The sequence below is a fragment of the Proteus sp. G2669 genome, from assembly GCF_009915245.1.
Taxonomy (GTDB): Bacteria; Pseudomonadota; Gammaproteobacteria; order Enterobacterales; family Enterobacteriaceae; genus Proteus.
The window spans coordinates 23,507-47,624 of sequence record NZ_JAABLX010000052.1 but is presented as its reverse complement, the minus strand read 5'-3'; the positions used below and the strand labels follow the sequence as shown (position 1 = coordinate 47,624).

At 38.2% G+C, this 24,118-nt stretch carries 19 protein-coding genes and 5 tRNA genes; 20 read left to right on the top strand and 4 right to left on the bottom strand.

Going from position 1 to position 24,118, the window contains the following annotated elements; all coding sequences use genetic code 11:
• Window positions 1-19 precede the first annotated feature (19 nt).
• Both GWI68_RS16585 and nqrM read left to right on the top strand, forming a co-directional pair.
• Window positions 20-1,042 carry an FAD:protein FMN transferase gene (locus tag GWI68_RS16585; protein ID WP_166540986.1) on the top strand — a complete coding sequence of 341 codons (1,023 nt, stop codon included), beginning with the start codon at window positions 20-22 and terminating at the stop codon, window positions 1,040-1,042.
• A 19-nt stretch (window positions 1,043-1,061) separates the two neighbouring features.
• The gene (gene nqrM, locus GWI68_RS16580) at window positions 1,062-1,289 is read left to right on the top strand and encodes a (Na+)-NQR maturation NqrM (RefSeq protein WP_036932601.1); all 228 of its coding nucleotides are present in this window, start codon (window positions 1,062-1,064) and stop codon (window positions 1,287-1,289) included.
• 153 nt (window positions 1,290-1,442) lie between these two features.
• Here nqrM and GWI68_RS16575 read toward each other — a convergent pair whose 3' ends face one another.
• The gene (locus GWI68_RS16575) at window positions 1,443-1,655 is read right to left on the bottom strand and encodes a CsbD family protein (protein WP_072070896.1); all 213 of its coding nucleotides are present in this window, start codon (window positions 1,653-1,655) and stop codon (window positions 1,443-1,445) included.
• A gap of 92 nt (window positions 1,656-1,747) precedes the next feature.
• Window positions 1,748-2,620: a glycerophosphodiester phosphodiesterase family protein gene (locus tag GWI68_RS16570; protein ID WP_166540985.1), complete on the bottom strand. Its 873-nt coding sequence runs from the start codon at window positions 2,618-2,620 to the stop codon at window positions 1,748-1,750.
• Between the two features lie 233 nt (window positions 2,621-2,853).
• Here GWI68_RS16570 and dinB point away from each other — a divergent pair, with 233 nt between their 5' ends.
• Window positions 2,854-3,909: a DNA polymerase IV gene (gene dinB, locus GWI68_RS16565; RefSeq protein WP_166540984.1), complete on the top strand. Its 1,056-nt coding sequence runs from the start codon at window positions 2,854-2,856 to the stop codon at window positions 3,907-3,909.
• 67 nt (window positions 3,910-3,976) lie between these two features.
• Here the strand turns inward: dinB and GWI68_RS16560 are convergent, their stop codons facing one another.
• Window positions 3,977-6,139 carry a TonB-dependent siderophore receptor gene (locus tag GWI68_RS16560; RefSeq protein WP_166540983.1) on the bottom strand — a complete coding sequence of 721 codons (2,163 nt, stop codon included), beginning with the start codon at window positions 6,137-6,139 and terminating at the stop codon, window positions 3,977-3,979.
• 295 nt (window positions 6,140-6,434) lie between these two features.
• Window positions 6,435-7,892: a beta-Ala-His dipeptidase gene (gene pepD, locus GWI68_RS16555; protein WP_166540982.1), complete on the bottom strand. Its 1,458-nt coding sequence runs from the start codon at window positions 7,890-7,892 to the stop codon at window positions 6,435-6,437.
• 352 nt (window positions 7,893-8,244) lie between these two features.
• Here pepD and gpt point away from each other — a divergent pair, with 352 nt between their 5' ends.
• From gpt to GWI68_RS16470, 17 genes are all read left to right on the top strand, one after another.
• Window positions 8,245-8,706: a xanthine phosphoribosyltransferase gene (gpt, locus tag GWI68_RS16550; RefSeq protein ID WP_166540981.1), complete on the top strand. Its 462-nt coding sequence runs from the start codon at window positions 8,245-8,247 to the stop codon at window positions 8,704-8,706.
• Window positions 8,707-8,907: 201 nt separating this feature from the next.
• On the top strand, window positions 8,908-10,158 hold the full coding sequence (gene frsA / locus GWI68_RS16545; RefSeq protein ID WP_166540980.1) for an esterase FrsA: 1,251 nt from the start codon (window positions 8,908-8,910) through the stop codon (window positions 10,156-10,158).
• 71 nt (window positions 10,159-10,229) lie between these two features.
• Window positions 10,230-10,631 carry a sigma factor-binding protein Crl gene (gene crl, locus GWI68_RS16540; RefSeq protein ID WP_109409457.1) on the top strand — a complete coding sequence of 134 codons (402 nt, stop codon included), beginning with the start codon at window positions 10,230-10,232 and terminating at the stop codon, window positions 10,629-10,631.
• A gap of 115 nt (window positions 10,632-10,746) precedes the next feature.
• On the top strand, window positions 10,747-11,850 hold the full coding sequence (gene proB / locus GWI68_RS16535) for a glutamate 5-kinase (protein ID WP_072070889.1): 1,104 nt from the start codon (window positions 10,747-10,749) through the stop codon (window positions 11,848-11,850).
• Window positions 11,851-11,860: 10 nt separating this feature from the next.
• Entirely contained in the window at window positions 11,861-13,114 is a 1,254-nt protein-coding gene (locus tag GWI68_RS16530; protein ID WP_166540979.1) for a glutamate-5-semialdehyde dehydrogenase, read from the top strand.
• 142 nt (window positions 13,115-13,256) lie between these two features.
• Window positions 13,257-13,769, top strand: a complete 513-nt coding sequence (gene aroL, locus GWI68_RS16525) for a shikimate kinase AroL (RefSeq protein ID WP_166540978.1) — start codon at window positions 13,257-13,259, stop codon at window positions 13,767-13,769.
• 103 nt (window positions 13,770-13,872) lie between these two features.
• Entirely contained in the window at window positions 13,873-16,032 is a 2,160-nt protein-coding gene (aas, locus tag GWI68_RS16520) for a bifunctional acyl-ACP--phospholipid O-acyltransferase/long-chain-fatty-acid--ACP ligase (RefSeq protein ID WP_166540977.1), read from the top strand.
• Window positions 16,032-17,231, top strand: coding sequence for a lysophospholipid transporter LplT (lplT, locus tag GWI68_RS16515; RefSeq protein WP_166540976.1), 1,200 nt, complete (start codon window positions 16,032-16,034; stop codon window positions 17,229-17,231). Before aas ends, lplT begins: the two co-directional genes overlap by 1 nt.
• A gap of 36 nt (window positions 17,232-17,267) precedes the next feature.
• Complete coding sequence (gene pncC / locus GWI68_RS16510; protein WP_166540975.1) at window positions 17,268-17,774, top strand: nicotinamide-nucleotide amidase; 507 nt, start codon at window positions 17,268-17,270, stop codon at window positions 17,772-17,774.
• A gap of 107 nt (window positions 17,775-17,881) precedes the next feature.
• The gene (gene recA / locus GWI68_RS16505) at window positions 17,882-18,949 is read left to right on the top strand and encodes a recombinase RecA (protein WP_166540974.1); all 1,068 of its coding nucleotides are present in this window, start codon (window positions 17,882-17,884) and stop codon (window positions 18,947-18,949) included.
• A gap of 904 nt (window positions 18,950-19,853) precedes the next feature.
• The gene (alaS, locus tag GWI68_RS16500) at window positions 19,854-22,481 is read left to right on the top strand and encodes an alanine--tRNA ligase (protein WP_166540973.1); all 2,628 of its coding nucleotides are present in this window, start codon (window positions 19,854-19,856) and stop codon (window positions 22,479-22,481) included.
• 221 nt (window positions 22,482-22,702) lie between these two features.
• On the top strand, window positions 22,703-22,891 hold the full coding sequence (gene csrA / locus GWI68_RS16495; protein WP_004244778.1) for a carbon storage regulator CsrA: 189 nt from the start codon (window positions 22,703-22,705) through the stop codon (window positions 22,889-22,891).
• Between the two features lie 465 nt (window positions 22,892-23,356).
• Window positions 23,357-23,449 (top strand) — tRNA-Ser (locus tag GWI68_RS16490).
• A gap of 8 nt (window positions 23,450-23,457) precedes the next feature.
• Window positions 23,458-23,534, top strand: a tRNA-Arg gene (locus tag GWI68_RS16485).
• 88 nt (window positions 23,535-23,622) lie between these two features.
• Window positions 23,623-23,699 (top strand) — tRNA-Arg (locus GWI68_RS16480).
• Window positions 23,700-23,755: 56 nt separating this feature from the next.
• A tRNA-Arg gene (locus GWI68_RS16475) sits at window positions 23,756-23,832 on the top strand.
• A gap of 51 nt (window positions 23,833-23,883) precedes the next feature.
• Window positions 23,884-23,960, top strand: a tRNA-Arg gene (locus GWI68_RS16470).
• Window positions 23,961-24,118: the final 158 nt, after the last annotated feature.

The following is a 24,118-nucleotide window of genomic DNA, read 5'->3' as shown; positions in this document are numbered from 1 at the left end:
ATGATCAGAAGAGAGAGTTATGTTAAAAAGAAAGATGATAAATTGGATAGTGATGCTGTCTGCTTTAGTTCTATTGTCTGCATGTGGTGAAAAACAGCAGGTATTAGAAGGCGAAACAATGGGAACTTATTACTCGATTAAATATGTTCCTGATAGTAATTCACCTCCACAAAACGTCTTACAAACAGAGATCGATCGTATTCTTGAAGAAGTGAACGATCAAATGTCAACATATCGTCCTCATTCTGAATTGAGTCGTTTCAATCAAAGTCGTGAAATTAATACACCATTCCCTGTTTCACCTGCTACCGCTAAAGTAGTGAGTGAAGCCATTCGTATTAATAAAATCACGGATGGTGCTTTAGATGTGACTGTTGGACCTTTAGTAAATTTATGGGGATTTGGCCCAGAAGGTCGATTTACTCACCAGCCTTCTGAAGATGAATTAGCAAAACGTAAACAGTGGATTGGCATTGATTACTTAGCTATTGAAGGGAATACACTGATCAAGAAGATCCCTGAGCTTTATGTCGATCTCTCTTCTATTGCTAAAGGCTATGGTGTTGATGCTGTTGCTGAGTATTTAATATCACAGAATATCACTAACTATATGGTTGATATTGGTGGTGAAGTAAGAACACAAGGTGTAAATGGTAATGACAAGCTTTGGCGTATAGCAATTGAGAAACCAGCTAATGATGGTACAAAACAGAGCGTTCAGTTAATTATTGAACCAGGTGATAATTCAATTGCAACCTCTGGTGATTACCGTAACTACTTTGAAGAAGACGGTATCCGCTATTCCCATACTATTGATCCAACTACAGGTCATCCTATTAAACATAACCTCGTTTCTATTACTGTGATTGTCCCCACTTGCATGAGTGCTGATGGCCTTTCTACTGGATTGAATGTTTTAGGGCCTGAAAAGGGGTTAGAAGTAGCAAATAAACTAAATATTCCTGTCTTTATGATAGTGAAAACTGAAAATGGGTTTGAAGAGCGTTATAGTAAAGCGTTCGCCCCGTTCTTGAAAAAATAGAATTTAAGGAGAGAAGGTTATGTTAAAAATATTTCTTTTTGCCTTCATCTTATTCTTGATTGCCTTCTTTGGAATGGCGTTAGGATATATTGTAAAACGTAAAAGCCTTCAAGGCAGTTGCGGTGGTTTAGGGGCTATGGGGATAGAAAAAGAGTGTGATTGCCCTGAACCTTGTGACGCACGTAAAAAACGTATGGCAAAAGAGTCCGCACGAGAAGAGTTACTGAAAAAGAATCGAATTCTTTAATAGTAAAAAAGATATTTAGATAAAAAAAGAGTGATGGCTTTAATTACCATCACTCTTTTTTATTTCATTCATTCTAAAAATATAAGCATTCTAAAAAAAGTTTTTAATAGAATAGAAGTAGGATAATAAAAAGCGAATCCTTGTGTTAAAGATTCACTTCCATGGATAAGGGTTTTGCCCCTCCCATTCTAAAACTTCTTTTTTGGCTTCTTCATAGGAATAGTCATAATGTTCTTGAAGTTTACCAATGAGTTGCTCTCGTGTACCTTCGATAATATCAAGTTCATCATGGGTGATCTTTCCCCATTTTTCTTTTACTTTTCCTTTGAATAAATTCCAATCACCAGAAATTTTATTGTTTAACATTTTATTCCTCCTTACTTATTTCTATCGGATAACACTATTAAGTGTAGAAGAGAATAAAGTGAATATAAAAGTGAAAACCTAAATAGAATTATTTACTCTTTCCTAAATACTTTCATTTTGGCTGGAGAGTCAACCATGACGGCATCAGCACCTAATTCTGTAGCTTGAATATAATCTTTTTCGGTGTTGATACCAAAAAGAACAATATGGGCATTGCCACCAGCACGAAAACAGGACATTGCATCCTTATCCCAACTCAGAACGGAAACTGATCGCGCTTCACCTAAAGTATATTTTTCAACAACTTCTACTTTTCGATGTAATTCAAGCCCATACCAACGAGTAATATCTAAGTTTTCAGGCAATAAGCAAACGTGGCTCATAGTAATATTGGCGAGGATATCGCGGGTAATATCACGACTTTCAAAACGCTCTACATTAGTCGGGAGTGCATCAAGAAAGGCGGTATTAGTGGAATAAATACGGGTTCTATCAAGTGCATTATGCTTACTGAGAACTGTAGCTAATGCTTCACCTTGAATAATGGGATCAGCATCAGGTGATTTTAAATCAAGATAAAATTGAGTAGTGGGAAATTGAGTTAAGATTTCATCTAAGGTAGGAATAGTGATCCCTTTATTTCGGTAAGGGTATTGCTGTGCTTCTGCGAATTTATAGCCAGCATCCCATTGTTTAAGTTCCTGTGCAGTAAACTCAGAAATCATGCCTTGCCCATTAGTTAGGTTTTTTAAGTCACTAGGGCGGTAAAGTACAGGAATGTTATCTTTTGATAATTGAATAGTGATCCAAATTGCATCAGCTTGATTAGAGAGTGCTGTTTTTATAGCAATTTCAGTATTTTCTGGGGCATCAGCTGTGCCACCACGATGTGCGATAATTTTAGGGGATGCCATAAGAATTACAGAATAAAAAAAGAGAGAAATAGCAATAAATAATTTGATCATGAAAAATTATTTCCTTGTTTTATAGGTAGTTACAAAACAATTATTAAGGTGAATGTAATTAATCAACAAGCAAAAATAATCTAACATCACTTTGTGACAATTCTATAAATAAACAGACTAATTCAGATTTTTATGAGAAATACACCTCGTTAGAGGGAGCTAAGAGTGAATAAAAATTGTAGTTAATATTTATTTACTGTATATTTAAACAGTAATGTAAATGAGGAAATTGTATGCGTAAAATTATTCATGTTGATATGGATTGTTTTTATGCTGCGATTGAAATGCGTGATAATCCAGCACTAAAAGAGATCCCAATTGCGGTTGGTGGAAATGCCTCTAGCCGAGGTGTTGTCTGTACTGCAAATTATCCTGCACGTCGTTTTGGTGTCCGTAGTGCAATGTCAACCGCGACAGCTTTGAAGCTGTGTCCTCATTTAAAAGTATTGCCTGGCAGAATGGCTCTGTATAAAGAAACTTCAGCAAAGATCAGGCAGATATTTTCTCGATATACTCACCTTATTGAACCTCTTTCACTTGATGAAGCTTATCTTGATGTCTCTGAAAGTAAGCATTGCCATGGCTCTGCAACGCTGATGGCTCAAGAAATTCGCCAACAAATTTTTGATGAATTAAATCTCACTGCATCCGCAGGCATTGCACCAATAAAATTTCTGGCAAAAATTGCTTCTGATATTAATAAGCCTAACGGGCAATTTGTTATTACTCCTGAGCAAGTTGATGATTTTATTCTGAAATTACCGCTTAATAAAATACCAGGAGTAGGTAAGGTAACATTTGCTCGTTTGCAAGAAATGGGGCTAGAAACTTGTGCTGATATTCGTCGTACAGATGTTATTTCTTTAGTAAAAGCATTAGGAAAATTTGGACAAAACCTTTGGGAGCGTAGCCATGGTATTGATGAGCGAGAAATTAACCCTGATAGACTTAGAAAATCGGTAGGTGTTGAACGGACGTTTGCCTACGATATTAATTCATGGGATGACTGCTTAGCATTACTAGATGGATTGTATAACGAATTAGAAAAACGACTCGCAAAGGTTAAACCCGATCTAAGGATCGCAAGGCAAGGCGTTAAGCTAAAATTTGATGATTTTCAGTTAACGACGCAAGAGCATACTCATCCTATTTTAGAAAAAGCTGATTTAATAAATATCGCTTATCAAGCATGGCATGAACGTCGAAATGGCCGAGGTGTCCGATTAATCGGATTTCATGTCACCTTGCAAGATCCACAAATAGAACGGCAACTTCTTTTGGCGCTATAAGAATTAAAAACCATAGCCGATCAATAGATTGGCTATGGTCAATGTAGTTAATTTATTCTATATGATCTTACCAGCGATAATTCATCGTTGCTGTCATTGTTCTACCTATCCCATAAAAGCATGCGGTATCACCAGCACAAGATGCAACATAATGTTTGTTCGCAATATTATTCATATTAAGCTGAATTTCAGCACCTTTTAAAGAAGGTGATAACTCACCTAATGAATAACCAATCATTGCATCATATAAGGTTACCGCAGGAACACTGATTGTATTTTTAGTATCACCTTGAGATACACCTACATATCTCACACCAAAGCCCGCTTTAGCCCCATTAAATAGCCCTGAGGTTTCATCATATTGACCCCAAAATGATGCCATATGCTTAGGAACTCTAGGTAACTCTTTTCCTTGTGTTCCTGCAATAATGGTTTTTCTGACCTCTGTATCGGTGTAAGCATAGCTACTAATGAAGGAAATATTTTCAGTTAATTGGCTATTAATTTGTGCTTCAATACCACGGCTTCTAATCTCACCAACAGGCTCAAAATAGGCTTTCTCGGCATTATAGTTAGTAACATTACGTTGTTGTAACTGATAAATAGAGAGCGTTGCTAATGTTTGCTGATTTGGTGTGAGGTATTTAATACCCGCTTCTAATTGACGTCCTTCGCTTGGCTCAAATGGCGCACTACCTGGTGCTCTACGGGTTTGTAAATTAGGCTCAAAAGAGGTGCTGTAACTTATATAAGGTGAAATACCATTATCAAAAGCATATAAAAGACCAGCACGACCCGTTAGTTTATTATCATCTTGCTGATCATATGTGGTTGCTAAGAAATCATGAGTTCGTACTTGCGCCCAGTCTTGGCGTAAACCTGCAAGTAATATCCAATTTTTCCATTGGATCTGATCTTGTAGATACAACCCGATTTGATCGCGTTTTTGCAACTGGTCTGTTGCAGGTTTTTGTAAGCTCATATTAATCGGATGATTATAATTAGGATCACGCCAATCCAGATCGTACTCTGAGCCCGTAGCCCGACGTAAATTGTCTTGATCTTTGCTCCACTGATAATCAATACCTGCAATCACTGTATGATTAAGTTTTGCAGTAGTAAAATCAGCTTGTAAACGTGTATCTATTCCTAAAGTATCTGTTTCACGTTGTTCTTGCTGGGCTCTACGTTCAAGCACATAAGGATTGTCTTTTCTTAATGAGCCGAAAACAAGGTATTTATATTTTTGATTAATATGACTATAACGAGCATTTTGTACTATTTTGAGTGAGTCACTAAATTCATGTTCAAATTCATAGCCTACGCCATATTGTTGACGCCACGATTGGTGATAATCAGGGTTGTTTACGTCAAAATCAAAAGGAATAGTGCCTTCAGGTGTTTTTTTCACCGTACCATAAGCGGGTAAAAAGTTACGATAACCAGCCTCAGGCTCTTGCTGAATAAAGCTTAATAACGTTAAACGTGTTTGTTCATTAGGTAAAAAAGTAATAGCGGGAGCGAGGGCAAAACGCTCTTCTTTATAGTTTTTTATTTGAGTATGTTGTGTTTTGGCAATACCATTTAGGCGATAAAGAATACGATTGTCATCACTTAATACACCTGAAAAGTCGAATGCAGTTTCTGCCAATTTATCATTACCAGCTCGCACTTGAATGTGGCGAATAGGCGTTGCAGTGGGTCTTTTACTTGTCATTGCAACAAGGCCACCTGGATTTACTTGGCCATAAAGCACAGATGCTGGTCCTCTAACAACTTCAACGCGCTCTAATAACCATGGGTCAAGTGCCCCTGTTGATGATGAAGCTCCCATACCATAGCTTAAACCATCTAAAAAACGAGGTGCATAACTGTATCCACGAATAAAAACCTCGTCATTACGATTAGAACTTCCTCGATATTCGGTGAAAACGCCGGGTGTATAACGTAGCGCTTGAGAAACGGAACTGACATCTTGAGCATCCATCTGATCACGAGTAATTACCGTAATAGATTGTGGTGTTTTTTCAATTTCAGTTGGTGTTTTATTTGTTGATAGTGTTTTTGTGGCAATAAAGCCTGAAACAGGAGATTGTGGATCTTGTGATGGAGCCGCGGTGACAATTATCTTTTCAGATGTATTTTGATTAACTGCCGCATGAATTTGAATAGAGAGTAAACTTAAAGGTAAGGCGAGAATGACGCTAGCAACGCAATTTTTGTTAGACACAATAGGACCCTTTGAATTTTTATTTTTTAACTTTAAATGCGGAAAGCATGAAAATATCACCCAATAAATATTAATGCTAATGATAATAATTAGCATTCTATAAATTATTTTTATTAAGATTATTTGTTTATTCCAAAATGGAATAAGGTGGGTTGGTATTTGTTCTGTAAGGAATAAATTATGATACTTAAGAGAAATAGAGCGTATATAGAGGGATAAATTATTTCTTTATGGTAGCGTTAGTAACAAAAAACCCGCCAATTAAGCGGGTTTCATTATGATGTTTAAAGCAAGATTATTTAGCAGGGATAGCTTTTAAAATTGCTGTTAATAACTGCCAGTATTGACCAACACTTTTAATATGAACACGTTCATCTGGTGAGTGAGCACCACGGATTGTTGGTCCAATAGAAACCATATCCATATCTGGATAAGGTTTTTTGAACAGACCACATTCAAGACCTGCGTGGATTACCATGATGTTTGGCACTTTATCAAACAGTTGTTGATAGGTATCACGAACTAAATGCATAACAGGTGAGTCAGCATCAGGTTTCCAACCAGGGTAACCGCCTTTTGTTTCGATATCAGCTTTAGCTAGTTTTGCTAATGCAGTCAGCATACTGACAACATAAGTTTTTCCGCTATCAATCAGAGAGCGGATTAGGCAAAGTATTTCCACTTTATCGTCAACAATGCTAACAACACCAACGTTTAATGATGTTTCAACAACACCTTCAACATCATCACTCATACGAATAACGCCATTTGGCATTGCATTAAGTAGGTTTATTAAGCGTTCTTGGCAGTCTGCCTCAAATACTTTCTTATCTGTTGTTGTATCAAGTAACTCAATTTTCAGATTTTTTTCAGCAATGGCTAATTCGCTTTTTAATAATGCTTCAAATTTCGCTTTTACTGTTTCTAGTTGGCTTACTTTATCTGCTGGAATTGCAAATACGATATTTGCTTCACGAGGAATTGCATTACGCAGTGTACCACCATGGAAATCAATTAATTTCAGTGATAATTCTTTTGCATGACCAGCTAAGAAACGTGCTAATAATTTATTTGCATTACCTAAACCTAAATGGATATCACCACCTGAGTGACCACCATTTAATCCTTTTAGTACTAGTTGCTTAACAACATGACCTGTAGGAATTGCTTCATAGGATAGGCTTACTGTGGTTTTAACATCAATACCACCCGCACAACCCATGTAGATTTCACCTTCTTCTTCAGAGTCTGTGTTGATAAGAATATCAGCTTGTAACCAACCTGGTTGTAAACCAAAAGCACCGTCCATGCCTGTTTCTTCAGTCATGGTTAATAGAACTTCTAATGGGCCATGTTTTACGGTGTCATCAGCTAAAACCGCTAATGCAGACGCCATACCAACACCGTTATCAGCACCTAATGTTGTGCCTTTTGCTTTGATCCATTCTCCGTCAACATAAGGTTGGATAGGATCTTTAGTGAAATCGTGAACCGTGTCGTTATTTTTTTGTGGCACCATATCTAAGTGTGCTTGTAAAACAACTGTTTTACGATCTTCCATGCCTTTAGTTGCTGGCTTGCGAATTAAAATATTGCCGACAGCATCGCGTTGCGCGAAAAGACCTTTTTCACTTGCCCATGAAAGAATGTGGGAAGCTAAGGCTTCTTCATGATGTGATGGATGTGGAATCGAACAAATTTTTGCGAAAATATCCCATAGTGGTTGTGGGGATAGAGTAGATAGTTCAGACACGATGGATCTCCTCTAACAGCATCTGTGTTATTAATAGCCTACCGCTTTTTTAAGGGTTAGCTTTATTATTCTGAGCGTTATACGCCAATATAATTGAGAATATCACTTTCTTCTGATGAATGCGTCATTCTATTCACATCTCTATCTAAGAAAGTAGATCTCTATTTGTATTCATTTTTTTATATGGTTCATTTTTTAATCATAAAAAGAAAATACAGAAAAAAATGAGGATAATCTCATCTCTTTGCATGTTTTCTCTGGTTTTTAGGTGCTCAAATCACTATAATCTCGCGCAACCTTTTTTTCCGCAAAAAAGCTTCTCTCGCATTCAAGTAGCTAGGATCACAATATTATGAGCGAAAAATATGTTGTAACGTGGGATATGTTGCAAATACATGCCCGTCAATTGGCGCAACGTTTACTACCAGTCGAACAATGGACAGGCATTATTGCTGTCAGCCGTGGGGGATTAGTTCCCGCTGCATTACTTGCTCGTGAATTAGGTATCCGTCATGTGGATACAGTCTGCATTTCTAGCTATGACCATGATCATCAGCGTGACCTCAAAATCTTAAAAAAAGCAGAAGGTGATGGTGAAGGCTTTATCGTTGTTGACGATTTAGTTGATACTGGTGGTACTGCTAAAGTTATCCGTGACATGTATCCAAAAGCTCACTTTGTGACTATTTTCGCAAAACCAGAAGGGCGCCCATTAGTGGATGATTTTGTAGTTGATATTCCACAAAATACTTGGATTGAACAGCCTTGGGATATGGGTGTTGCCTTTATTTCGCCAGTTTGCGATCAAAAATAATTTGATAGCATTTATTTGGCTGTTTTAATTGAGATCCTCGCCTTGGCGGGGATTTTTGTTTTTATGCTTTTATTCTTCCTTTGCGTTATACCTTCGTGCTATCACTTGTGGTGATACACACCGTTCATGTTGATTTCATGCTATGATAAAGCCAGACTTTTTAGCCCCTTTTATTCGATATCGACTGATTTGAAGAGTGATATGGCAAATAATACAAACCTTTCTGAAACTCTATTTAAACCTAGAGCAAAACACGCTGAAACCTCAACACTAATTCAGTACTCTCATCCAAAATCGAATATTAATACATATACTGTGCTTAATGGTACAAGTCAGCAAAATTGGTATCGTACTATTCAGCGTTTACTGTGGATTTGGCGTGGTATTTCACCTATCGAGATAGAAGAAGTTTTGAGCCGAATTGCTGTACATGATGCCCCTCGTAGTGATGATAAATTTATTGATACCGTTGTGGGTTACCGTAAAGGTGGCTGGTCATATGAATGGTCACATCAAGCTATGATTTGGCAACAAAAAGCATTGAGAAATGAGTCAGGAGATGCGGCCGCTGATTGTTGGCTGCGGGCTGCACATCTGTATAGTATTGCTGCCTATCCTTTTATTAATGGTGATTTTTTAGCAGATCAAGCCGTTACTTTGTCGATGAAAGCATTTGAGAATGCGACAAAATTTTCCTCTTTTGAGGTGAAAAAACTCACATTTAAATTAGAAGGAAAGGGAACTACAACTGGTTTTCTGCATTTACCTAAAGATTGTAGAGGCCCATATCCCACAGTATTATTTTGCGGTGGGTTAGATGGGCTTCAAAGCGATTATGTCAGCTTCTTCAGGGATTATTTATCACCGAAAGGCATTGCAATGTTAACGCTAGATATGCCTTCAATCGGTTATTCAGTAAAACAAAAATTGACTGAAGATACCTGCCAGTTACAAGGCGAAGTCCTCAAGCAACTTTCTGAAGTGCCTTGGGTTGATCATACTCGTGTGGGCGTAATGGGCTTTCGTTTTGGGGGAAATATTGCTGTACGTTTAGCTTATATTTACCCTAAATTAATTAAAGGTGTTGTTGCCTTAGGGCCTTTAATTCATACATTCTTCACGCAATCTGAGCTACAGAAAAAAATTCCTGTGATGTATCTTGATGTATTAGCGAGTCGCTTAGGTTTATGGAATATTGATGAAAATAATCTTCGATTATCATTAAGCAGTTATTCACTGAAAAACCAGGGGCTGATTGGACGACGAATTCCAGTTCCTATGATGGGGGTTTACTGGAAAGGTGATGAAATGAGCCCTAAAGAGGATTCTCAGTTAATTGCTCGTTCTTCTATGGATGGCGATATCTTAGCAATCAATGAAAAACCGCTTTATGAAGGCTTAGAGCTAGCGTTACAAAAAAGTGCTGATTGGATCTATGACAAATTAATATAATTAATCATGAACAATAACTTGCTAATTACATTAGATTATATAACAGTAGAGTTTCTAAGGAGACTGAATTTATGACTTCATCTTTGAACCCTACCCGAGGTAAGTTATTAAAGCGTTTTGCTCAAATCGGCCCTTATATCCGAGAGCAACAATGCCAAGAGAACCAGTTCTTTTTTGACTGTTTAGCTGTTTGTGTAAATAAGAAAGTCGTACCAGAAAAACGTGAGTTTTGGGGCTGGTGGATGGAATTAGAACGCAACAATGAACAGCTCATTTATCATTATCAGATTGGGCTATTCGATAAAAATGGTGATTGGATACATCAGAATATAAGTAAAAATGATGTTACTGAATCAATCAATGAAACACTGATCCGTTTTCATCAATTTCTTAAAACGGCAGCGAGTGAATTAGATATGACACTTATGCCAGATGAAAAAATGAACAAATTTCCGCTTCCCATCCAGCCCTAATTTTGTGTTAGGGCAACTTTTCATAGATTTTGCGTTATGTCGGTTGGCATAACGCTTCTCTCCTGATAAAACTGTGTATTATCTTTTTAAATAATCAACAAGAATGGTAAATGTTATGAGTAGCAGCCAAACACTGGTTGTTAAATTAGGGACAAGTGTACTTACTGGTGGTTCACGACGTCTGGATCAGTCTCATATTGTTGAGCTGGTTCGCCAATGCGCTAAACAACACGAAAAAGGTCACCGGATTATTATTGTTACTTCTGGTGCAATTGCAGCAGGGCGTGAATATTTGAATTATCCTGATTTACCCGCAACTATTGCTTCTAAGCAGTTGCTTGCCGCGGTAGGCCAAAGCGCATTAATTCAAGTATGGAAACAATTATTTGCCATCTATGGTATTCATATTGGTCAGATGTTGTTAACTCGAGCGGATATTGAAGATAGAGAACGCTTCCTGAATGCACGCGATACATTACATGCTTTATTAGATAATCGCATTATTCCCGTTATTAATGAAAACGATGCTGTTGCAACCGCAGAAATTAAAGTAGGCGATAACGATAACCTGTCTGCATTAGCCGCTATTTTAGGAAGTGCTGACAAACTGTTATTATTGACTGATATTGAAGGACTGTATACGGCTGATCCTCGTAGTAATCCTGAAGCAAAACTGATCCCGGAAGTCTTTGATATCAATGATGAATTACGTGAAATGGCGGGCGATAGCGTATCTGGCTTAGGTACGGGGGGCATGGCAACAAAATTACAAGCAGCTACTGTTGCTGGGCGCGCAGGTATTGATGTTGTCATTGCCGCCGGTGTACAACCTGAAGTTATTGCTAAAGTTATCAATAATGAACCTGTAGGAACGTTATTCCACGGATTAGAAAGCCCACTTGAAGCACGTAAAAGATGGATTTTTGGTGCACCAATTGCGGGTGTGATTATTGTTGATGAAGGGGCTGAAAAAGCAATTAAAGAAAAAGGTAGCTCCCTCTTACCTAAAGGCATTAAAGAGATAAAAGGCGATTTTTCTCGTGGATGTGTTATTCGCATTCAAAGTTTACAGGGTAAAGATCTCGCTCATGGTGTTGCCCATTATAATAGTGATGCACTGCGTTTAATTGCAGGACACCATTCACAAGAAATTAGTCAAATTTTAGGTTACGAGTATGGCAGTGTTGCTGTGCACCGTGACGATATGATTGTTAGCTAAGGAGCCTTCGATGTTAGAACAAATGGGTAAATCAGCAAGAGAAGCATCTTGGCATTTAGCTCAATTATCGACAGAGCAAAAAAATCAGGCATTACTGGTTATGGCTGATTTATTAGAGCAACAAGAAGCTTCAATTCTTGCAGCCAATGAAAAAGATATGCAAGTGGCTCGTGAAGCCAATATTAATGCTGCTATGCTTGACCGTTTATTACTGACTTCTGAACGTTTAAAAGCTATTGCTGATGATGTTCGACAAGTATGTCGCTTAGAAGATCCAGTGGGACAAGTTATTGATGGCCGTATGTTAGACAGCGGTTTACGTTTAGAACGTCGCCGTGTGCCACTAGGTGTTGTTGGTGTTATTTATGAAGCTCGCCCTAATGTCACGATTGATGTTGCTTCATTATGTTTAAAAACGGGCAATGCAGCCATTCTTCGTGGTGGTAAAGAGACACACCATACCAATCAAGCCGTGGTTGCCGTTATTCAACAAGCTTTAGAAAAATGTGGTATTCCTGCGGGGGTAATTCAGGCGATTGATAAACCTGATCGTGAGTTAGTCGCTAAAATGCTAAAAATGGATGAGTATATTGATATGCTTATTCCTCGTGGCGGAGCTGGATTACATAAATTATGTCGTGAACAATCAACGATCCCTGTTATCACTGGTGGGATTGGTGTTTGCCATACATTTGTTGATGAAAGTGCCGATTTAGAAAAAGCATTAACCGTTATTGTTAATGCTAAAGTACAACGGCCAAGCGCATGTAATTCGTTAGAAACACTCTTAGTACATGAAAACATTGCTGATGTATTTTTACCACAGCTAAGTAATGCCATGGCTGCTCAAAAGGTCACTTTGCACTCAAGTGAAAAAGCATTAGCTGGGCTGAAAAAAGGTGGAGCAACTGTTGTTGATGTAAAAGATGCAGATTATTGTGATGAATGGTTATCACTTGATCTAAATGTAGAAGTGGTGGGTGGCTTAACTGAAGCTATTAGCCATATTCGCCGTTATGGCACAGCGCATTCGGATGCTATTTTAACGCAATCTATTTCTAATGCTGACCGTTTTGTTCGTCAAGTTGATTCTGCCGCAGTGTATGTCAATGCAAGTACACGCTTTACTGATGGCGGACAATTCGGCCTAGGTGCAGAAGTTGCTGTTAGTACGCAGAAATTACATGCCAGAGGCCCAATGGGATTAGATGCCTTAACGACCTACAAATGGATTGGTTACGGTGATAATACAATTCGTCGCTAATTATTGAGAATATTAAATAAGCCATACTTTTCTAAAGTGTGGCTTTATTTTTTTGTTACATCAGGTATGATGTTTACACTTTACAGAATGTAAATTTTTAATTACACCCTAATGGGGACACACTATGGAGATAGTGCATTTTATGGAAAGTACAATTTACCTTATCGGACCTCGAGGTGCAGGGAAAACAACAGTAGGTAAAGCACTTTCTCTCTCTTTAAATTATAGATTTATTGATACGGATTATTGGATAACCCAAAAATATCAACAAACTATATCTTCTATGGTGGAAGATAAGGGTTGGGATTTCTTTCGTCAAATTGAGTCAGACGCTCTTGTTCAAGTAAGCCAACCTAACCAAGTTATTTCAACTGGTGGGGGGATGGTTTTAGCAGATAAAAATCGTGCTTATATGAAAACCTCAGGTGTTACAATTTATTTACAGGCCTCGCTTGAGACATTAGTTGAACGTTTATCCCAAGATCCGAATGAAGCACAAAGACCTAGTTTGACAGGAAAAACCTTAGTTTCAGAAATGCATGATGTTTTAATTAAGCGTGAACCTTTATACATGCAATGCGCAGATATTATTGTTGATGCTGGATTATCTATTAATGAAATTATTGCAGTAATTCTCGCAAAACTTGCCAAATAATTAGGAAGTCGTCTGATATAAAGGACAAAACAGAGGCCATCTATTTTATTTTCATCACATCCTATTTATAGTAAGGCTAATTATAGCAAAATGAGATATGGATATGATGTTAATAGCGTTTTTTAAAACACTATTTAAATTCTTATTTAGAATAAGAATTGAAGGACTTGTTAATCAGTTTTCCCAATATGAAAAATGTATAATTACACCAAATCATACTTCTTTTATTGATGGTATATTATTACGTTTATTCCTACCTATTAATCCTGTGTTTGCTGTTTATACCTCTGTGGCTTCTGCAAAAACGACAAGATGGTTAGGTCGTTATGCTGATATTGTGCCTTTAGATCCCGCAAACCCAATGGCGGTGCGTCAATTAGTAAAAGAAGTCGATAAAGGTCGTCCTGTGGTGATTTTTCCAGAAGGAAGGATCACAGTAACGAATGGATTAATGAAGATTTATGAAGGGGCTGCTTTTATTGCTGCTAAATCAGGCGCTAAAGTTGTTCCTGTTAGGATTGAAGGTGCTGAATTTAGCTACTTTTCACGAGTACGCAAAAGTCTGCGTGTGAAATCTCATTTCTTTCCTAAAATCACAATCAAGGTACTTCCAGCCGTTGATTTACCGATGCCAAAAGCAGAAAAATCAGCTGAGCGTCGTCGATTAGCTGGGGAAGCAATGCGTGATATCATGATGAATGCCATCATGGATACACGCCCTAAAATTACACTGTATGAGGCATTTTTACAGGCTATGTCTCAATATGGTCGATTTAGCCCGTTAATTTCAGATATCAATCTAAAAGAAGATTCTTACCAAGGATTGCTGAAAAAAACATTAGGGATCAGCCGACTAATTGAACGCTACACAGAGCCTAATGAACGCATTGGCTTGTTACTTCCAAATACAACAGTAACAGCAGCTGCGTTATTAGGTGCAACAATGCGTCAACGTGTTGTTGCTATGCTTAACTACACTGCGGGTAGCTTAGGTGTACAAAATGCGATGAAAGCAGCTTCAATCAAAACCATTTTTACATCACGCCAATTTTTAGAAAAAGGGAATTTATTACATATTCCTGAACAAACCCCAGAAGCGAATTGGATTTACCTTGAAGATCTCAAAGATAGTGTGACGAGTGAAGATAAGCGTTGGGTCCTCAAACACCTTATTACGCCACATAAAGCGATGTTACCGCAAAAATCGACTGATGCTGCGGTTATTCTATTTACGTCAGGATCTGAAGGTACACCGAAAGGAGTTGTTCATAGTCATTCGAGTTTACTGGCTAACGTAGATCAAATTCGTGCTATTGCTGACTTTTCACCTAAAGATAAATTTATGTCAGCATTACCGTTATTCCATGCATTCGGCCTAACTGCTTGTCTATTAACGCCGATTTGCTTGGGTGCTCGTGTTTTTCTTTATCCAAGTCCATTACACTATCGTGTTGTGCCTGAATTAGTGTATGACCAAAATTGTACGGTGTTATTTGGTACATCAACCTTTCTAGGTAATTACGGAAAGTTTGCTCATCCTTACGATTTTGCCAGGGTTAGGTATGTGGTTGCTGGTGCTGAAAAACTATCAGAATCAACCCGTATTTTATGGCAAGAAAAGTTCGGTATCCGCATATTAGAAGGTTATGGTGTTACCGAGTGTGCGCCTGTTGTGTCAATTAACGTACCTATGAGCGCTAAAACACATACTGTAGGTCGTTTATTACCGGGTATGGAAAGCCGACTTATCCCAATGAATGGGATCGCGGAAGGGGGACGATTACAATTACGTGGCCCGAATGTAATGATGGGGTATCTACGTGTTGAATCACCAGAAAAACTAGAAATCCCTGTAGCTACAAATGCGGACGGTATTGACGAAGAAGGTTGGTACGATACTGGTGATATTGTTGCTATCGATAGTGAAGGCTTTTGCACTATTAAAGGACGGGTAAAACGTTTTGCTAAAATTGCTGGCGAGATGGTCTCTCTTGAAGGTGTCGAGCAGCTTGCACGTAAAGCATCCACTGGCGAGCATGCTGTTGTGACAATCAGTGATAAACGTAGAGGTGAATCATTGGTACTATTTACAACCGATAAGCAATTGGATCGTAGCGCGTTATCAACATTGGCTAAAGCTGAAGGTGTTGCTGAAATAGCCGTACCGAAGGATATTCGTTTTATCAAAGAAATTCCTGTTCTTGGGAGTGGGAAAACGGATTTTGTCTCATTGAAAAAACTAGCTGAACAGGAAAATAACTAATGTCAGAGAATATTAGCCAGCCTCCATTAATGAGTCGGGGAATGAAAGCAGTATTGTTATCGCAATTTCTTTCTGCTTTTGCTGATAACGCACTACTTTTTGCCATTTTAGCCCAGTTTAAATCGGCTCTTTACCCTGAATGGAGCCAACCTGTTTTACAAATGGTCTTTGTGCTGGCTTTTATTCTCTTAGCACCTTTTGTTGGGCAAGTTGCTGATCGTAACCCTAAAGGTAGGGTTATGCTCAGTGGTAATATCTTAAAATTCGTGGGTGCTTTTCTCATTTGTGTTGGCTCTGATCCCTTCTTAGGTTACGCCTTAGTTGGGATTGGTGCTGCAGTTTATTCACCAGCCAAATATGGTATTTTAGGAGAATTAACTGATGGTGAACGCTTAGTAAAAGCAAATGGTTTAATGGAAGCATCAACCATAGCGGCTATTTTATTAGGTTCAGTAATTGGTGGTTTACTCTCTGATTGGAGTATTGTTTTTGCATTAGGTGTCTGTGCTGCAATGTACGCTTTGGCAGTTTTTGTTAACTTTGGCATACCTAAATTATCTGCTGCTCAAATAGGTCGAGGTTGGAACATAAAAAAAATGTTCGCTCAATTTATCGAGGCAACACGTACTTTATGGGCAGATAAGGAAAGTCGCTTTTCTTTAGTAGGAACAAGTATGTTTTGGGGCGCTGGGGTAACTTTGCGTTTTCTGCTTGTTCAATGGGTGCCTATTGCATTGGGCATGACTGACAACACCACTCCAACGATATTAAATGCAATGGTGGCTATTGGCATTGTTGTAGGGGCTGGATTAGCCGCTAAATTTGTGACACTGAAAACAGTACGTCGCTGTATGCCAGCGGGCATTTTAATTGGTCTTGGGGTAGTTTATTTTTCACTGCAAACCTCAATTATTCCATCCTATTTAATTCTTATCGTTATTGGTGTTTTTGGTGGCTTCTTTGTGGTGCCATTAAATGCGCTATTACAAGATAAAGGCAAACACAGTGTGGGAGCTGGTAATGCTATCGCAGTACAAAACTTAGGTGAAAATACAGCGATGCTATTAATGTTAGGCTTGTTCTCACTAGTCACTAGTATTGGTATTTCTGTTGTTGCCATCGGAATTGGTTTTGGTGCCATCTTTGCACTCGCAATTGGTGGTCTATGGTTATGGGATTGCACCAGAAAGAAATCTTAAACAGTAAAGTTTAGAATAGAGGTTAGATGAACCTTAATGATAAATTACGATGAAATGACTCGCCTAAGTATTGAGGTGGGTAAAGCGTTAATTGAAAAGAAGAGCACAATAACAACGGCAGAGTCTTGCACTGGTGGATGGATTGCAAAAATCATCACGGATATTGCAGGAAGTTCTGATTATTATCATCGTGGCTTTGTGACCTACAGTAACGAAGCAAAGCATGAAATGATAGGCGTTGATGAACAAACCTTGATTAAATACGGCGCTGTTAGCGAAGAAGTTGTTCTTCAAATGGCGAAAGGCGCACTTAGCGCTGCAAATGCAGATTTTGCTATTTCAGTTAGCGGTATTGCTGGCCCTGGTGGAGGCAGTAAAGAAAAACCAGTGGGGTTAGTTTGGTTTGGCTTTGCTGTTAAAACAACAACTGGTGTTCAGGTAACAGCAAAACACTGTATATTCAGTGGTTCACGAGAGCAAGTAAGAGCGGAATCTGTTATTTTTTCTTTAAAATCAATACTTAGAGAAATTATAAATAATTAACTTGATACTGTATGATTATACAGTATAATAAATTTCAACAAGCAAAATCATACACGTTTTAATGGTAGTGACCCATCCTTATGCTTCACTGCCCAGAGGGAGATAACATGGCTATTGATGAAAACAAACAAAAAGCATTGGCCGCAGCACTTGGTCAAATTGAAAAGCAATTTGGTAAAGGGTCTATCATGCGTCTGGGCGAAGATCGTTCCATGAACGTTGAAACCATCTCTACAGGTTCTTTATCATTAGACGTTGCTTTAGGTGCTGGTGGTTTACCACGTGGTCGCATTGTTGAAATCTATGGCCCAGAATCTTCAGGTAAAACAACTTTAACACTACAAGTTATCGCTTCAGCTCAACGTGAAGGTAAAATATGTGCGTTTATCGATGCTGAACACGCATTAGATCCAATTTATGCAAAAAAATTAGGCGTAGATATTGATAATCTGCTGTGTTCTCAGCCTGATACCGGTGAGCAAGCCTTAGAAATTTGTGATGCATTATCTCGCTCTGGTGCTGTTGATGTTATCGTTGTTGACTCCGTTGCTGCGTTAACGCCAAAAGCTGAAATTGAAGGTGAAATCGGTGATTCTCACGTTGGTCTTGCTGCTCGTATGATGAGCCAAGCTATGCGTAAATTAGCGGGTAACCTGAAAAACTCAAATACATTACTTATTTTCATCAACCAAATTCGTATGAAAATTGGTGTTATGTTTGGTAACCCAGAAACCACAACTGGTGGTAATGCGCTTAAGTTCTACGCATCTGTTCGTTTAGATATTCGTCGTATCGGTTCTGTTAAAACCGGTGATGAAGTTGTGGGTAGTGAAACACGCGTTAAAGTGGTGAAAAATAAAATTGCAGCACCATTTAAACAAGCTGAATTCCAAATTATGTATGGCGAAGGCATCAATACCTTTGGTGAACTGATTGATTTAGGTGTTAAACATAAATTGGTAGAGAAAGCGGGTGCATGGTACAGCTATAATGGTGAGAAGATTGGTCAAGGTAAAGCCAATGCAACAACTTACCTAAAAGAGCATTCAGAAATGTACGATGATTTAAATACCAAACTACGTGAAATGTTATTAAACCACGCAGGTGAGTTTACAAGTGCAGCTGATTTCACGAATGAAGGTGATGCGGCCGATCTCGGAGAGGCGGAAGAATAATCTCTCTTAGCTTGTGATAAAACCACTAACTGATTCCATATTTAGACAATTTATTATCATTATAATGATAAATGGTTAGTCAATTAATGTGATTTAACTCACTTAAAAAAGGAAGCTCTAAAAAAGCTTCCTTTTTGTTGTATGCAGTATTATTTATCCAATTTAGGGTTTATATCGAGTTTATTCTATTTTCTATCCATCAAAATCAGCCTTTAACACTATTTTATTTGATATAACGATATTTTTTACTAACTATTTTTTATAGTTGTATGAAAGTTTATATAGTGAAGTTTTGATGATATATTCTCATAAATTACAAATCTAAATAAGAATCACTACTACCATCTGGTTGAACCAGATAGTAAATAATTGACATATAGTGATAAATACCTTCAAGATATTTGAATCTAATTTAGATAGTATTTTAGAGATTATTTAGTGATGAGATAGGTTTTATACTGAGAAACACTTTTATTTTAGCAAGTTATCGTGAGTTTATTATTTGTTTTAAGTGATAATGCTTATGTGTTTATTATTGATTGCTATAAGAAAAAGAAATTATTTAAGAAAAAAACACATATACTATGTGATGAGATAAAAAACTAATAATAACAAATAGTTTTTAATAATTACAAAATGAAAATACTTTAAACTACTTACATTTCTTAGAATAATCTCTCTTAAATAGAGAAAAGTCCCATTCTCAGATAACAATCCCACTTTCAGAAAAAAACTAGACGATTTACAATGTCAACACGAATAAGTTTATCGGGGGTTTTACTTCTGACAGAAGAAATTCTATCTTATCCCTACTTATGTATTCGTTGGCTAAGTAGAGGTAACAATAAACCTCCTCTAACTAGATTTCTAATTTCTGTTTTTCCAGCTTGATTTCGGGATAATTATGAGCAAAAGCACCGCTGAGATCCGTCAGGCGTTTCTCGACTTTTTTCATACTAAAGGACATCAAATAGTACCTAGCAGTTCTTTGGTTCCAAATAACGATCCAACATTGCTGTTTACAAACGCAGGGATGAACCAATTCAAAGATGTATTTCTTGGATTGGACAATAGACCTTATTCCCGAGCGACAACTGCACAACGTTGTGTGCGTGCAGGTGGTAAACATAACGATTTAGAAAATGTGGGTTATACTGCTCGTCACCATACTTTTTTTGAAATGCTAGGTAATTTCAGTTTTGGTGACTATTTCAAACATGACGCAATCAATTTTGCTTGGGAATTATTAACCAGCAAAGAGTGGTTTAACTTACCTAAAGAAAGACTTTGGGTAACGGTATATGCCACAGACGATGAAGCTTATGATATTTGGAATAAAGAAATTGGTATTCCTGCCGAAAGAATAATCCGCATTGGTGATAATAAAGGCGCACCATTTGCATCAGATAACTTCTGGCAAATGGGTGACACTGGCCCTTGTGGACCTTGTACCGAAATATTTTATGATCATGGTGACCACATTTGGGGCGGACCTCCAGGATCACCAGAAGAAGACGGCGATCGCTATATTGAGATCTGGAATATCGTTTTCATGCAATTTAATCGTCAGTCAGATGGCACTATGGATCCACTGCCGAAACCATCTGTTGATACGGGAATGGGGTTAGAGCGTATTACCGCTGTTTTACAACATGTAAACTCTAACTATGACATTGATTTATTCCGTTCTTTAATTAAATCTGTTGCACAAGTGACTAATGCAACGGATTTAGAAAATAAATCATTACGCGTTATTGCCGATCATATTCGTTCTTGTTCATTCCTTATTTGCGATGGCGTTATCCCTTCTAATGAAGGCCGTGGCTATGTTCTGCGTCGTATTATTCGTCGAGCAGTACGTCATGGTTATATGCTTGGTGCCAAAGATACCTTCTTCTATAAATTAGTCGCTCCATTAATTGAAGTGATGGCAGAAGCGGGTGAAGAATTAAAACGCCAACAAGCTATCGTTGAAAAAGTATTAAAAACGGAAGAAGAGCAGTTTGCTCGTACATTAGAACGTGGTCTTCAACTATTAGATGAAGAGCTTGCTCAATTAAAAGATGACGTTCTTCCGGGTGAAACCGCTTTCCGCCTTTATGATACATATGGTTTCCCTCTTGATTTAACTGCTGATGTTTGTCGCGAAAGAAATATCAAAGTTGATGAGAAAGGCTTTGAAGTCGCGATGGAAGAGCAACGTAAACGTGCTCGTGAATCCAGCGGTTTCGGTACTGACTATAATAGTCTTATTAAAGTTGATAGTCGCAGTGATTTCTCTGGTTATGATCATAATGAACAGCAGGGTACAATTACTGCCATTTTCCATAACGGACAATCAGTCACTGAATTAAAAGCAGGCGAAGAAGGGATTATCTTCTTAAATAAAACGGCATTCTATGCCGAGTCTGGTGGACAGGTTGGCGATAAAGGTGTTCTGATAGGCAAAGATAGTCAGTTTGAAGTCACAGATACGCAAAAATACGGTAAAGCGATTGGCCATATTGGTAAAGTTAACGTAGGGTCATTTATTGTTAACCATAAAATCAATGCTAACATTGATATTGCTCGCCGTGATGCCATTCGCTTAAATCACTCTGCGACTCACTTATTACATGCTGCATTACGCCAAGTACTGGGTACGCATGTTACGCAAAAAGGTTCTTTGGTTAACGATAAATACCTGCGTTTTGACTTCTCTCATTTTGAAGCAGTTAAACCAGAACAATTGCGCAAAATCGAAGACATTGTAAACGCACAAATCCGTCTTAACTCACCTGTTGTCACTGAGTTAATGGATCTTGAAGACGCTAAAGAGAAAGGTGCTATGGCACTGTTTGGTGAGAAATACGATGAACGTGTTCGTGTTTTAACCATGGGTGATTTCTCTACTGAGCTTTGCGGTGGTACTCACGCTTCTAGAACGGGTGATATTGGTTTGTTCCGTATTATCAGTGAGTCAGGTACTGCTGCTGGTATTCGCCGTATTGAGGCAATTACAGGTATTACAGCAATTGAGAGTGTTCATGAGCAATCAGACCTTATCTCTCTTGTTGCACAAGTTCTAAAAAGTGACGGTACAAACTTGGTTGAAAGAATTAAGACAGTCCAAGAAAAATACCGCTTATTAGAAAAAGAACTCCAACAACTAAAAGATCAGCAAGCTGCCCAAGAAAGTTCTTCTTTGGGTGGACAAGCTAAAAACGTGAAAGGTATCAAACTTTTAGTTCGTGAGCTTAATGGTGTTGAGCCAAAAATGTTAAGAACGATGGTTGACGATTTAAAAAATCAATTGGGTTCAGCAATTATTGTGCTTTCTACTATTTCTGATGGTAAAGTGAGCTTAATTGTTGGGGTCACTAAAGATTTGACTGCTAAAGTTAAAGCAGGTGAGTTAATTAGTTTTGTAGCACAGCAAATCGGCGGTAAAGGTGGCGGTCGCCCTGATATGGCTCAAGCTGGTGGTACTGATATTGATGCTTTACCTGTGGCTTTGGCAAGTGTTGACGAGTGGGTTGAATCGCATCTGTAAGCGATAATAACCTGAAAAAAAGGCGTTATTCCTTATTTATAGGGATAACGCCTTATAGAGATATTGATGATCCGTTAAATAATCAGTCACTAAATTTATATTTTGTTATGAAGTATGAGTTACTTGTGATAAATAATGATTATACGAATTGACAATGTATGATGGATAATGGCCGGGAAATTCTAGAGACCCGACTCTTGTAAATTTTCAAGGAGCAAAGAATGCTTATTCTAACTCGTCGAGTTGGTGAAACGCTTATGATAGGCGATGATGTAACCGTAACCGTTTTAGGGGTTAAAGGTAATCAGGTACGGATTGGCGTAAATGCACCCAAAGAAGTATCTGTCCATCGTGAAGAGATCTATCAACGAATTCAGGCCGAGAAAACTCAGCCTACCGATAACTACTAAACAAATTCCCATTTTTAGTTAGTTACAATTCATTCGTAAGCGTCCACACTTTTGCCGGGTCTGGGCGCTTTTCTCTTTCTAAGACTTTTTATTCCCTTTTTGGTTCCTATCTTCACTCTCCTTGAGTTGCATTTATTATTACACTATCCGTTTATTCTGATTGACAGAATTGAAACTCTTTTTACCTCTAATCATTCGCTTCACAATTATTTGTTTTGAGAATAAATATATTTGTTATGAGAATAAAATACTTGAATGATTTTTCATCAGAGATATCATTGTGTTTAGGACTTTTTTAGCCAATCTTGCTGATAAACGCATCAGTTTGTTTGTGAAGTGTTCAAACAAACGTATATTCGTAAAAAGTTGAGAAAAATTGTTTGACTTCTTAGGCTGAGAAAGTAATATGTGCGCCACACAGAGACGAGATGTTCAGTAAGAACTTCTTCGAGTGGTTCTAAATATGGTGAGATGGCCGAGAGGCTGAAGGCGCTCCCCTGCTAAGGGAGTATGCGGTCAAAAGCTGCATCGAGGGTTCGAATCCCTCTCTCACCGCCATTTAGATTGCATCCTTAGCTCAGCTGGATAGAGTACTCGGCTACGAACCGAGCGGTCGGAGGTTCGAATCCTCCAGGATGCACCAATTCCAACCCCATGATTAATGTATGGGGTTTTTATTTTGGTGCAAATGGTGAATAATTTGCATTAAAAGAGTAAAGTATAAAAACGGCGCATCCTTAGCTCAGCTGGATAGAGTACTCGGCTACGAACCGAGCGGTCGGAGGTTCGAATCCTCCAGGATGCACCATCTCATTACTCATTATTGCCAATTGCAATATGAGCAGCTAGAAAGATTACTACGACGCATCCTTAGCTCAGCTGGATAGAGTACTCGGCTACGAACCGAGCGGTCGGAGGTTCGAATCCTCCAGGATGCACCATCTTTTATCAGATATTGTAGTAAATCATTTCTAGAATAATTCGTTAGACCTGCATCCTTAGCTCAGCTGGATAGAGTACTCGGCTACGAACCGAGCGGTCGGAGGTTCGAATCCTCCAGGATGCACCATCTTTTAAGCCTCGCAATAGCGAGGCTTTTTGCTTTCTATAATTCGCTTATTTCTTATGATGTTAATCTTTTGTTTAGCATCAACTAACAATGCTAACATCATCTAATCAGCGACAATTTAGTGACTTTACGATAAAGTAACTCCTATCTATTTACTT

Bases quoted from the DNA above. Each gene is read 5' to 3' on its own strand.
- GWI68_RS16585 (WP_166540986.1), top strand. From the start codon at position 20: ATGTTAAAAAGAAAGATGATAAATTGGATAGTGATGCTGTCTGCTTTA.
- nqrM (WP_036932601.1), top strand. From the start codon at position 1,062: ATGTTAAAAATATTTCTTTTTGCCTTCATCTTATTCTTGATTGCCTTC.
- GWI68_RS16575 (WP_072070896.1), bottom strand. From the start codon at position 1,655: ATGTTAAACAATAAAATTTCTGGTGATTGGAATTTATTCAAAGGAAAA.
- GWI68_RS16570 (WP_166540985.1), bottom strand. From the start codon at position 2,620: ATGATCAAATTATTTATTGCTATTTCTCTCTTTTTTTATTCTGTAATT.
- dinB (WP_166540984.1), top strand. From the start codon at position 2,854: ATGCGTAAAATTATTCATGTTGATATGGATTGTTTTTATGCTGCGATT.
- gpt (WP_166540981.1), top strand. From the start codon at position 8,245: ATGAGCGAAAAATATGTTGTAACGTGGGATATGTTGCAAATACATGCC.
- frsA (WP_166540980.1), top strand. From the start codon at position 8,908: ATGGCAAATAATACAAACCTTTCTGAAACTCTATTTAAACCTAGAGCA.
- crl (WP_109409457.1), top strand. From the start codon at position 10,230: ATGACTTCATCTTTGAACCCTACCCGAGGTAAGTTATTAAAGCGTTTT.
- proB (WP_072070889.1), top strand. From the start codon at position 10,747: ATGAGTAGCAGCCAAACACTGGTTGTTAAATTAGGGACAAGTGTACTT.
- GWI68_RS16530 (WP_166540979.1), top strand. From the start codon at position 11,861: ATGTTAGAACAAATGGGTAAATCAGCAAGAGAAGCATCTTGGCATTTA.
- aroL (WP_166540978.1), top strand. From the start codon at position 13,257: ATGGAAAGTACAATTTACCTTATCGGACCTCGAGGTGCAGGGAAAACA.
- aas (WP_166540977.1), top strand. From the start codon at position 13,873: ATGATGTTAATAGCGTTTTTTAAAACACTATTTAAATTCTTATTTAGA.
- lplT (WP_166540976.1), top strand. From the start codon at position 16,032: ATGTCAGAGAATATTAGCCAGCCTCCATTAATGAGTCGGGGAATGAAA.
- pncC (WP_166540975.1), top strand. From the start codon at position 17,268: ATGATAAATTACGATGAAATGACTCGCCTAAGTATTGAGGTGGGTAAA.
- recA (WP_166540974.1), top strand. From the start codon at position 17,882: ATGGCTATTGATGAAAACAAACAAAAAGCATTGGCCGCAGCACTTGGT.
- alaS (WP_166540973.1), top strand. From the start codon at position 19,854: ATGAGCAAAAGCACCGCTGAGATCCGTCAGGCGTTTCTCGACTTTTTT.
- csrA (WP_004244778.1), top strand. From the start codon at position 22,703: ATGCTTATTCTAACTCGTCGAGTTGGTGAAACGCTTATGATAGGCGAT.